General features: G+C 57.2%; 9 protein-coding genes. 3 read left to right on the forward strand and 6 right to left on the reverse strand.

Annotated elements, in window-relative coordinates:
* Positions 1-743, forward strand: a 743-nt coding sequence (locus HY011_29270) for a tetratricopeptide repeat protein (GenBank protein MBI3427039.1), incomplete at its 5' end; no start/stop codon positions are given.
* 195 nt (positions 744-938) lie between these two features.
* Here HY011_29270 and HY011_29275 read toward each other — a convergent pair.
* The 5 genes from HY011_29275 to HY011_29295 all read right to left on the reverse strand — a co-directional run bounded on the left by HY011_29275 (position 939) and on the right by HY011_29295 (position 8,144).
* Positions 939-1,181 carry a hypothetical protein gene (locus HY011_29275; protein MBI3427040.1) on the reverse strand — a complete coding sequence of 81 codons (243 nt, stop codon included), beginning with the start codon at positions 1,179-1,181 and terminating at the stop codon, positions 939-941.
* An 18-nt stretch (positions 1,182-1,199) separates the two neighbouring features.
* A complete protein-coding gene (rpoD, locus tag HY011_29280) occupies positions 1,200-2,903 on the reverse strand; it encodes an RNA polymerase sigma factor RpoD (GenBank protein ID MBI3427041.1) in 1,704 nt (567 codons plus the stop codon).
* 211 nt (positions 2,904-3,114) lie between these two features.
* Positions 3,115-4,968, reverse strand: coding sequence for a DNA primase (locus HY011_29285; GenBank protein ID MBI3427042.1), 1,854 nt, complete (start codon positions 4,966-4,968; stop codon positions 3,115-3,117).
* Positions 4,969-4,978: 10 nt separating this feature from the next.
* On the reverse strand, positions 4,979-5,671 hold the full coding sequence (locus tag HY011_29290; GenBank protein ID MBI3427043.1) for a hypothetical protein: 693 nt from the start codon (positions 5,669-5,671) through the stop codon (positions 4,979-4,981).
* Positions 5,672-5,693: 22 nt separating this feature from the next.
* Entirely contained in the window at positions 5,694-8,144 is a 2,451-nt protein-coding gene (locus HY011_29295) for an endonuclease MutS2 (GenBank protein ID MBI3427044.1), read from the reverse strand.
* A 153-nt stretch (positions 8,145-8,297) separates the two neighbouring features.
* On the opposite strand from HY011_29295, the gene HY011_29300 reads away from it, so the two are divergent.
* Positions 8,298-9,002, forward strand: a complete 705-nt coding sequence (locus tag HY011_29300) for a sulfite oxidase-like oxidoreductase (GenBank protein ID MBI3427045.1) — start codon at positions 8,298-8,300, stop codon at positions 9,000-9,002.
* 127 nt (positions 9,003-9,129) lie between these two features.
* On the opposite strand, the gene HY011_29305 is transcribed toward HY011_29300, so the two are convergent.
* Complete coding sequence (locus HY011_29305; GenBank protein MBI3427046.1) at positions 9,130-10,134, reverse strand: hypothetical protein; 1,005 nt, start codon at positions 10,132-10,134, stop codon at positions 9,130-9,132.
* A 144-nt stretch (positions 10,135-10,278) separates the two neighbouring features.
* Here HY011_29305 and HY011_29310 point away from each other — a divergent pair, with 144 nt between their 5' ends.
* Positions 10,279-10,857 (forward strand): hypothetical protein, encoded by a 579-nt coding sequence (locus tag HY011_29310; GenBank protein MBI3427047.1) that lies wholly within the window; start codon positions 10,279-10,281, stop codon positions 10,855-10,857.
* Positions 10,858-10,950 lie beyond the last annotated feature (93 nt).

Raw genomic sequence — 10,950 nt, forward strand, 5'->3', positions numbered from 1 at the left:
CACTGGCCGACTTCACGCGCGCCATCGCACTCGATGAGAAAGATGCCTGGACAATCATGCAACGCGGAGAGACCTATCGGAAGATGGACAAGTACGAAGAGGCGCTGGCCGACTTCACGCGCGCCATCGCACTCGATGAGAAGTATGTTTGGCGGCGCGGATTAACCTATCAGGGGATGGGCAAGCACGCGGAGGCACTGGCCGACTTCACGCGCGCCATCGCACTCGATGAGAAAGATGCCTGGACAATCATGCAACGCGGAGAGACCTATCGGAAGATGGACAAGTACGAAGAGGCGCTGGCCGACTTCACGGGCGCCATCGCACTCGATGAGAAGTATGATTGGGCAATCGCGAGTCGCGGAGAGACCTATCGGTTGATGGGCAAGTACGAAGAGGCGTTGGCCGATTATTGCGACGCCATCAAATTAGACCCAGAAGACGCGGTCTCTCTCATGGGTCTCGCGGCGTGTTATCGCAAACTCGGACAGACTGCTGAATATGAGCAGCAGATTGAACTTGCGCGCCCGTTGTTGGCTGAAGAAAGTGAATATAGCCGGGCGTGCTTCGCTGCGATTGCGGGCGAAACAGATGAGGCGCTGGCTTTGCTCCGCAAGGCGCTAGAAAACGGCGACGAAGACATGGAATGGGTGGGCCGCGATCCCGATTTTGATTGGATTCGGGATGACCCGCGTTTTACAGCGTTGTTAGAGGGAATGGATGCGCCACTACGGGAGGGCTGATTGCGAGAGTTCGACGACATAGCGTTTCTGGACGTTCAGAGTTGATGACTGTTTGCTGTGGTTACAGGACGGCAGGATTAAACAGCAAGTGCTGGCAAAAAGAAAAGAGCGCCAGGAACAATCCGACGCTCTTTAGTTTGAGTTCGAGTTTTTGTTATGGCCGTCCTCGCTTCACCGCAACGAGCCTAACGCTTTTCACAGCCAGTAAGCAGCGGGAAAGCCTATACGCAAAAAATAGAAGGCGCCTTCCTGAGCTTTTTCCTTCGCCCGTTGCCAAGCTGCCAACTCACTGGCGTCTATCTCGTATTCACCAGTTTCGACATCAAGCACGAGAAACTCACCTTGGTGGTTTGTTTCCACCGCGCTGCGAATCCGCTGCTCGTAAAGCAACTGACCGCGTTTGGCGATTTCGCCGCTGGGAATTCGTGCATGAGGCATTGTGCTACTCCTCGTTGCTTACGGCCTGCCGCTTTCCAAAAATGCTTTCAACTTCCGCGACCGCGACGGGTGACGCAATTTGCGCAACGCCTTCGCCTCAATCTGACGGATGCGTTCGCGGGTGACGGCGAAATGCTGGCCGACTTCTTCCAGCGTGTGTTCGCTGCCGTTCGGGCCTAACCCAAAACGCATCTTGATGACCTTCTCTTCACGTGGCGTGAGGGTCTTCAACACTTCTTCCGTGATTTCGCGGAGGTTGATGTTGATGACCGATTCCGCCGGGTTGGCGATGGTCTTGTCTTCGATGAAATCGCCGAGATGCGAATCTTCTTCTTCACCGATGGGCGTTTCGAGCGAGATGGGTTCCTGCGCAATCTTCAAGACCTTGCGGACTTTGGAGGGCGGGATGTCCATCTTCTTGGCGATCTCTTCGCTGGTTGGCTCGCGTCCGAGTTCCTGCACCAGGGCGCGTGACGTCCGGATTAGTTTGTTGATCGTTTCGATCATGTGCACCGGGATGCGGATGGTGCGCGCCTGATCGGCGATGGCGCGGGTGATGGCCTGGCGAATCCACCACGTCGCGTAGGTCGAGAACTTGTAACCGCGCCGGTACTCGAATTTGTCCACGGCTTTCATCAGGCCGATATTGCCTTCCTGAATCAGGTCGAGGAATTGCAGACCGCGATTGGTGTATTTCTTGGCAATCGAAACCACGAGGCGCAGGTTGGCTTCGACCAGTTCGGTCTTGGCCTGTTGCGCGGCGGCTTCGCCGGTTTTCCAGTTTTGGAAGGCGCGTTTGATCTCGGTGGCCGAAGCACGATGCTTTTCTTCCAGGGTGGTGAAATGCTTCTTGGCCGCGCGAACGCGCTTCTCCATCTCCTTGATTTCTTCCTCTTTGCGCTTGCGTTCGAGGGCTTTCTGGAGCTTTTCGATCTCGTTTTCGGCCTGCCGGACTTCGGTCGCGGCCAAGCGCATCGCCAGCACCAGCCGCTCTTCAATCGCAAAGGTGAATTCGAGCAGCCGCACGAGATGCGAGAGTTCGATGCGTTGCCGCGCCAGCTTGCGCCGCATTTTGGGCAGCTTGGGCGAGCGTTTCGGCTCGAGCAGCATTTTCTCGTAGGCGGTGTAGGTCTTCTTGAAGGCCTTGTGAATCTCGCCGATGGTTTCGACCGTGTAGTTGTGATACTCCTCGATCTTTTCCTCGGTGATGCCTTCCTGCTCGGTGAAGGTGACGATCTCGCGGATGCCGAGTTCGCCATTGACCAGTTCTTCGCCGATCTTGAGCAGTTCGGCGATGGCCACGGGCGAACGCGAGATGGATTTTTGCGCGCGGATTTTGCCGCGTTCGATGCGTTTGGCGATGGCGACTTCGCCTTCGCGCGTGAGCAGCGGTACGACACCCATTTCGCGCAGGTAAAGGCGCACGGGGTCGTTGGTTTTGTCGAGGGCGCCGGGCGAGAGGTCTAGCTCAGGCTCCGGCTCATCACCCTCGTCAATTTTCTTGTCCATGCCGGCCTGTGAGGCGGCGTTCTCGAAGAATTGCTCCTGCGAATCGGCGATGGCAATGCCTTCGCCGCCTAGCAGGGCAAAAATGTCTTCGATGTCGTCGGCTGAGACCGGGCCTTCGGGTAGCTCCTGGTTAATATCGTCATAGGTCAGGAACTGTTTGTCCTTGCCCATGTCCAGCAGCTTTTGCACATCATCGGTGTACTTTTCGTCCAATTTGCCTTCTCCTTTCGCCGCAGCGCGTCCACCAAACTTCTGGCAAACTTCTGGCAAACAACCGGGTATGCTGTTGCGGCAGAAAGAACACTCCTTTTCTCTCTCTCAATTCTCGCGTCAGTTGAGCGGGTTCGGCCCAAAACCGGATTGGAAATCCCTGCGGCGATAGCGTGAGTGACATTCAAGTCGGTGGCGATATTTGCCGTGTTCGTTACGCTTCGCTGGGACTCCAATTGGCCAACGCCCGTTCGCGTTTGGCGAGTTCAAATTTATGCATCATCAATTCATTGAGCCGTTGGGCATCGTTGGCGCGTTGGGCCTGATTGATTTCCATTTGCAGGGCGGCCTGTTTTTCGGCCAGCCGCTCGCAACGTAAGCTGTGTAAGCTCTCAGCCGCTTCGCGCCACCACGCTTTCAACGCGGTCATATCGTTCGGATCGGTGACGGCTTCCTCTAATGTCCACAGTCGCGGCAACAAATCCCGCGCGAGCGCCTCATCCGCGTCTTCACTCCCCGCCGTGCCTTCCATTAACACATGCGTGATTTCCGCGTAATTCAACTCAATGTTTTTTTGCTCAAACTCAAAGATCAGCCGGAAAAGTCTTTCGGTGCGTAAGCCCACGAAATCCTCTTCCCGTAATTGTTGCAATAGACGCCGCCGCAAAGGCGCGCGATTCAACAAAACCTCTAGCAACTTCTGCTCCGCCGGTTTAACCGCGCCACTTTGAGAAGCCTCGCGTAAAGCGCGGTCGCTCACGCGCTCCTGTTTGGTCTCGGCGGCCTTTTTGAACTCTTCGCGAAGCAGCTTGCTATCAATTCTCAACCGGTCAGCGATGCGCACGATCTGTTCAGAGCGTTCGAGCTTGTCATTGACCAATCGCAAGTACGGCAAGATCGCGTTGACCGTTTCGATTTTACCCGCCGGTCGCGTTTGATCATGTGTGCCAACAGCCTGTTCAACAATGTAATCAAGGAACGATTGCGACGTCTTGAGCAGTTGATTGTAACTCTCTGCGCCGCGCGCTCTGATGAACTCGTCCGGGTCCAAGTTGTCCGGTAGCGTCAGCACGTTGACCTTAAAACCCTGTCCCAGTAATAGTTCCAAGCTGCGCTTGGTGGCGTTCACGCCCGCCGCATCCGGGTCGAAATTGACAATGATCTTTTGGGCATAACGCCCCAACAAGCGCACCTGCTGCTCGGTCAGCGCTGTTCCCAAACTCGCCACCAAGTTTTTGACACCCGCCTGATACGGGATCAAAAAATCCAAATAGCCTTCGACCAGGATCGCAAAACCACGCTGACGAATAGCCTCGCGCGCGTGGCTCAACCCGAACAGATGCTGCCCTTTGGTGTAAAGCGCCGTTTCGGGCGAATTCAAATACTTCGGCTCGCCTTCCCCCAAAATGCGCCCGCCAAACGCGACTACGCGGCCTTGCGCATCGCAGATGGGAAACATCAACCGTCCGCGAAATTTATCGTAAAATCCGCCAGACTCTTTCAGACTGACCAAGCCGCTGCGTTCGACCTGTGTGACTGTGGCGCCTTTGCCTTTCAAATAACCCGTCAGCGCATCCCAACTGTTCGGCGCGTAGCCCAGCTTGAACATCTTGCGCGTCGCTTCTTGCACGCCACGCTGTTCCAGATAGGCCAGCCCGCGCCGTCCTTCGCCCGTCTCGGTCAGGCTTTGTTCAAAGAACTCGACCGCCCATTGGTTGAGCTGTTGCAGCTCGGCGCGAAACCGGTCGCGCTCTTCAAACTCCTTCGACTCTTCAAAGACCGGCAAACTGACGCCTGCTTTTTCGGCTACTGTCTTGACCGCTTCGGGGAAGGACGCGCCCTCGATTTCCATCACGAAACGGAAGACATCGCCCGCCTTGCCGCAGCCGAAGCATTTGAAAAAGCCCTTGTTCGCATTGACGCTGAAACTGGGCGTCTTCTCACCATGAAAGGGGCAGCAGGCCCAATAATTATTCCCCTTCTTTTTCAGCGCGAGGTAATCACCGACGATTTTGACGATGTCGGCCTGATTGCGTAATTCGTCGCTAAATCCTTTTGGGATGCGCATGCTTACTGCTTTACCCTGCGCTCAAAGCATCTACGCGGGTGCTGGTGGAAGCGAGCGCCCGCGTAAGCTCTGCCATTGCTAACGTCAATTGCGAATTGGCAACAGCAATGGCATCCATGCGTTGGTCAAAGCGCCGTTGCGATTCCAGATTGGCAACCTCGGCTTCGCGCCGCGATTGCTGAAACATCTCCGCAGTTTCGCGCCGCGATTGCTGAAACATCTCCTCAGTTTCGCGCCGCGATTGCTGAAACACCTCTTCGGTCTTAGCGTGCGATTGCCGCATCACCTCTTCGGTCTTAGCGTGCGATTCAGCCAGAGCCACCAGCTTGGCCTCCAAAGCCGTCATCTTAGTCTCAAACTCCTGTTTGGCTTGCCGGTCGTCTTCTCCCCTTCTAGCTTGAGTCTCGGCCAGCGCCGCCATTGCTGCCTCGAACTTCTGCCTGGACTGCCGATCCTCATCTTCCCTTTTGATCTGCGCATCAATCAACGCGTTGATTTTGGCGTCCAAATCATGCCGGGCGCGTCGTTCACGGCGCCCTGCCCCCACACCTAACAGAAACACGCGCTCCAACCGGTTGAGCCGTCGTTCGATACGCGGGTCAGGCTCTTTCCGCGCTTGTTTCAAGGCTTCTATGTCAGTCCAAAACTTGGCCTGTTGTTCGATGATAAAGGCAATATTCCGTTCAACCTGCTCTTGATCCATCGTTAAGTCTCCTTGGCTGAAGCTATTTCTTTAACTCTACTACCGTCGCTCCTCCGCCACCCTCATTTGGCGGAGCCGGATAAAACTTCGCTACGTGCGGATGATCGCTCAATAAATCAGCGATGGCGCGTTTCAGAATGCCCATGCCAGTGCCGTGCACGATGCGGATGCGCTCGTGATTGTTCAAATACGCCGCATCCAGGAACTTGTCGGCCTCGTCGGTCGCTTCGTTGACGGTTTTGCCGATGATGTTGAGTTCGTTGCGCACCTCGGCGCGCTGTTCGTTAAGCGAAACCGAAACGCCTTTGGGCAGACCGCTCATCGAAGCTTTGGCTGCCTTTGAAGCCTGTTTGCGTTCGATCAGCCGCAAGTTTTCGGGCTGTTCACGGAAGCGTAAAGCCCCAACCTGAACGCTGACGATGTCGTCGCTGACCGCCTCGACCACGGCGTCTTGACCGAGCGAGAGCACTTTGACGCGGTCACCGATATGAAAGTCGAGCGTTTCGATCAACGCGGGTGCTGCCGGAGTTTCTGCGCCCGCATTAGCCGGTTCGGCTGCGACTTCGACTTTCAAGTGGCGCGCCGCCGTCGTGACCGCCGCTTTCATCTCGACGGTGCGGCGTTCGATCTCGCGGCGAACTTTGCGCGCTTGGCTTTCATCTTCGATCTTGGCGGCTAATTGCTCAGCCTTGGCGGTGAAATCGGCCACGACTTTTTGCAATTCGGCCTTGAACTCTTTCTCGCGCTCGCGTTCGCGTTTGAGGAAGTCGAGTTCCAATCGCGCGTACTTTTGGGCCACCGCCGCGCGCTCTTCTTCCAACGCCGCACCAACTTGGCGTTGCTGGTCGTGCTGTTCTTTCAACTTGCGCAAAAACTCGGTCGCATCGGCGCTCGCGGTTTTGACGCGCTCTGCGGCCCTATCAGTAATCGCCTTGGGCAAGCCAAACCGGCGCGCGATCTCGATGCCTGACGAAGAACCGGCCAATCCCGTCAGCAAATGATAGGTCGGCTTCAACGTCTTTTCATCAAACTCTACGCTGGCGTTGAGCACGCCTGGCGTAGTGGTCGCGTAAACCTTCAACCCGCTGTAATGCGTCGTGACGATGACGTGTGCGCCGCGTTCGTTAAAATAATCCACCATCGCCACGCCCAGCGCAGAGCCTTCCTCCGGGTCGGTGCCGGTGCCGACTTCGTCAAGCAATATCAGGGCGGGCGCGTCCAATTCTTCGCTGATGTTGCGGATGTTCTGCAAATGCGCGGTGAAGGTCGAAAGGTTCGCCGCAATGGACTGGTGATCGCCGATGTCCGCGTGCACTTGGTTAAAGATCGGCAAATCGGCTTCGACCGCTGGCACGTGCAAGCCCGCTTGCGCCATCAACGAGAGCAAGCCGACCGTTTTCAAAACAACGGTTTTGCCGCCCGCATTCGGGCCGCTAATGACCATCACGCGCTGGGCGGCATCCAATTCCAGCGAGAGCGGGACGAGGGGCAGATTCAGCGCCTTCAGATTCGCTTCGAGCAACGGATGGCGCGCGTCTTTCAGATGCAAGCGGCCCGCCCGATCGCCTGAATGATTAATTGTCGGCTCGACCGCTTTTTGATCCAACGCCAGCCGCGCCTTGGCGGCGATGAAATCCACTTGGGCGACGGCTTCGGCCATCGCCTCTAACGACTCGCGTTCAGCGCGCAATTCTTCGGTGATCTGGAACAAGACCTTGATGATTTCGGTCTGTTCGATCTCGCGCAGCCGCACCAGGTCGTTGTTCAGCTCGATGGTTTCGAGCGGTTCGACAAAGGCGGTCTGGCCTGACGAAGACATCCCGTGCACGACGCCCTGCACCGCGCCGCGATTGTCATTGCGAATGGGAATAACGAAGCGTTCGTTGCGGATAGTAACGAAGTCATCGCGCAGCGCGTGCGATTCGTCCGCCTTTTTGAGAATGCTTTCCAGCTTGCGTTGCAAAGTCTCGCGCGTGCGCGACAGTTGGTAGCGCACCTCGCGCAATTCCGGGCTGGCGAAATCTTCGATCTCGCCGGTCGGCGAAATGCGCGTGCGCAAGCGTTGATAGACGGAGCGCAAATTCGGCACGCGGTCGGTGATGGCGCGAATCAGCGGATACAAATCCGCGCCGCCCGTGCGTTCGTCATAACGAAACGTCTCGCGCAAACCGAGCGCAATTGAAATCAGGCGGAAGACGTTGAGGATTTCGACCGGTTCCAGGTTGACATCGGCGATGCCAAGCTTGCCCAGCGCCGGGCGCGGATCGGGCAAGTCGGTCAAATCCAGCGCCGTGCCTTCGCGCAGATAGGTCACGCCCTCGCTGGTGCGGCGCAGCTCGCGCACGATCTCGGCGGCATCGGTGGAAATCTGCAAGGCTTCCGCCAACGCAACGCCGAGCGGCGTGCGAATCCGTTGCAGCAAAACGGCTTTAAGCTGGGCGAATTCGAGGGTGTCAAAGGCTTGGCGTTGCATGATCTTTCTGCTTTGTGGGTATACTGCGTTTCGGTGCTCCCGCTGAAACTTTGGGATTCTATGGGGCGAAGCCGGGAGTGTCAAATTAACGGCTTTCAGGCTGCGCTTTTGATTGGTTATCGCACGGCACAGCTTTTTTGCGAAGGAGTGAGCATGGGTTTACTGGAGGATTTCTTGGGCAACCTGCCTGGGCCATTGGGGCCGTCCGCCGACGACAAGTTTCAAAAGGGCGAGCCGCTGACACCCGACACCCAACCCGCCCAGGTCATCATCAGCCCCGACACGCGCCGCGCCAATCGCATCCCGCCCGGCCAATCACGCACGCGCAAATGGCCTGTGCTGGACGCCTATGGCCCGCCCCAACTGAATCTCGCCACATGGAAGCTGGAAGTCTTCGGCCTAGTCGAAAGACCCGCTGCATTTTCGCTCACAGAGTTTCAGCAATTGCCGCGCGTCAAAGTCTTTTCGGACTTTCATTGCGTTACGCGCTGGTCGCGCCTGGGAAATCTGTGGGAGGGCGTCGCGATGCGCACCTTTGCCGAACGCTGCGGCGTGCAACCGGCGGCGCGTTTCGTCGTGCTGCACGCTTACGACAACGGCTGGACGACGAATCTACCCAGCGAGATGTTTCTGGCCGAAGACTCCTTGCTGGCCGACCAACACGACGGTCGGCCGATCTCGCTGGAACACGGCGGCCCGGTGCGTGCGCTCGTGCCGCAACTGTACGCCTGGAAGAGCGCCAAGTGGATTCGGGCAATTGAATTTGTCGCACAAGACCGCGCCGGGTATTGGGAAGACGGCGGTTATCACATGAATGGCGATCCTTGGCGTGAACAGCGGTTTCGGTGGGACGGCTGAGTGCGGATTGCGGATTACGGATTTCACGCCTCAACACAAAATGAACAAGGCTGGCGTTTTTAATTGAAAGCGCCAGCCTTTGCTTTTACCTAAACAAACCGGACAATCCGCAATCCGCAATCCGTAATCACTTCAGCTTGTCCATCAATTCTTTCGGCAACTGCAACAGCAACGAGACGTCGCTCGCTTCGACGCCGAGTTTGACCTGCTCCAACAGTTGGCCGTAAAGCTTCATGGTGGCGTCTTCATTGCCGCTGAGGAAGACTTTGCCCAGCGCAACCAAACCGTTCAAGCTCTCTTTCAACTGCCCGGCAGCGTTGGTCGAAGCGGTGCGCAGGCGGGCCGTCAGAATCGCGGAATTGTCCGCGTTGAGATCCAATGAGCCGAAGATCGTTTTGACTGCCGCGACCTGTTCGAAGAGTTCGCCCTGACTGGCCAACATCGTGCGCAAACCTTCCGGCAAGTTCCCGGCGAAGCGCACCAGCCCCGTGGTTTTCGCTTCTTTCAGGGTTTGACCGAGCGCGGCCTGGCTCCCTTTCGCGCCGCCATCAAGCACGGATTTGAGCGCGGGCAGATCGCCAATCGCCAAACGTTTGTTACCAAGCAAGGCAAACTGCGTCAGTTCCGGGCCTTCATTCGGCCCGCGTTTGCGGCTGATGGTAAAGAGCGATTTGCCGTTGTATTCGGTCGTTTGCAATTCCCCGCCCAGCGCTTTGACGGCCTCGGTCATTTTCGCACCGTCCAATTCCACGCCTTGTAACAACAGCACGCCGCTGCCGCGCGAAAGCGTCTCGGTCATCTTCACACCGAGCACGGCGGCTTGGATCTGTTTCGGCTCGACGCCTGCCAGCTTAGCGAAAGTTTCAACATCAGCCGCCGTTTTGCCGATGCCGCCCGTCGAGATGTTCTTCAGCAAAGGCAGCAATTCAGCAAACGCACGCTGTGCATCAATCACCGCCACCACATCCGAGACGGGCAACAACGCCAGCAACTCATCCACAGCGGAGGGACCCGTCGTCACTTTGACGGCGGGCTGTTTGTCCGCGCTTGTCGCCGCGCGTAAGGGCGCGCCATTCAATAACAGCCCAGCCAGCAATGCCCAACTGGCAACTTTATGAATCATTTTCTGCATACCTCACTTCTCCGTAAAAACGCGGCGCGAAGCCGGATTTCCAAGCGATCCTTTCAAACCGCAAGTCATTTGCGCTACGATGCGTCACCGCGCGCAGTAAAGTTCGTCCTACCCCACAGCGCTGAAGACGCGGCTATTAAGACAATGATCGAGTCACCTACACAACCCGGTTCCGTAACAGGCGCGCATCGCGAAAGCCTGTGGCTCGTGGCGCTCTATGAAACCGAAGAGCGCATTCACGAATTGCTCGAACGCTTGCACGCGCTTGGCGTCGAAACCGAAGACGCCAGCATCGTGCACGTCGAATTGAATGATCAGTTGCGCGCCGCCAATTTGCCGCCTGCCGCACATACCCCGCTTTCGCCGCATGCTCGCAATGCCGTGACCGGGGCCATCGCCGGCAGCGCTCTATTCTTGCTCATGGGCCTCGGCTTGTATGAAGCGGGGCCGTTGAAATTCAGCCAGCTTCAAGGGTTGCCCGCGCACGCGGTGCTCTTCGTCCTTGCAGGCGCCTTGCTCGGCAGCATGACGGGCGCGCTCCTGAGTACGACCATGAACGCCTTCGCCGCCGCGCAAGCCAAGCCCTTGCCCAAAGCCGCCACGGACAAAATGCAGGAACTCGCCAGCGACGGGTATCTCGTCGCCGTCAAAATGCCGCCGCACCTGGGCGAACAAGCCGAAGCCATCGCGCGCCAATTGGGAGCCAAGCAAATCCTGCTTTAACTCTAGTAGGACGGACCTTAGATCGGTTTTCACTTCGGTGTATGGCAAAAGCCGCGCAAGCGGGACAGTACCGCGCGCGTGAGCAAGCGGCGC

Source organism: Acidobacteriota bacterium (assembly GCA_016196035.1).
Taxonomy (GTDB): Bacteria; Acidobacteriota; Blastocatellia; order RBC074; family RBC074; genus JACPYM01.

Bases quoted from the DNA above. Each gene is read 5' to 3' on its own strand.
- HY011_29305 (MBI3427046.1), bottom strand. From the start codon at position 10,134: ATGCAGAAAATGATTCATAAAGTTGCCAGTTGGGCATTGCTGGCTGGG.
- HY011_29310 (MBI3427047.1), top strand. From the start codon at position 10,279: ATGATCGAGTCACCTACACAACCCGGTTCCGTAACAGGCGCGCATCGC.
- HY011_29290 (MBI3427043.1), bottom strand. From the start codon at position 5,671: ATGGATCAAGAGCAGGTTGAACGGAATATTGCCTTTATCATCGAACAA.
- HY011_29295 (MBI3427044.1), bottom strand. From the start codon at position 8,144: ATGCAACGCCAAGCCTTTGACACCCTCGAATTCGCCCAGCTTAAAGCC.
- HY011_29300 (MBI3427045.1), top strand. From the start codon at position 8,298: ATGGGTTTACTGGAGGATTTCTTGGGCAACCTGCCTGGGCCATTGGGG.
- HY011_29275 (MBI3427040.1), bottom strand. From the start codon at position 1,181: ATGCCTCATGCACGAATTCCCAGCGGCGAAATCGCCAAACGCGGTCAG.
- HY011_29285 (MBI3427042.1), bottom strand. From the start codon at position 4,968: ATGCGCATCCCAAAAGGATTTAGCGACGAATTACGCAATCAGGCCGAC.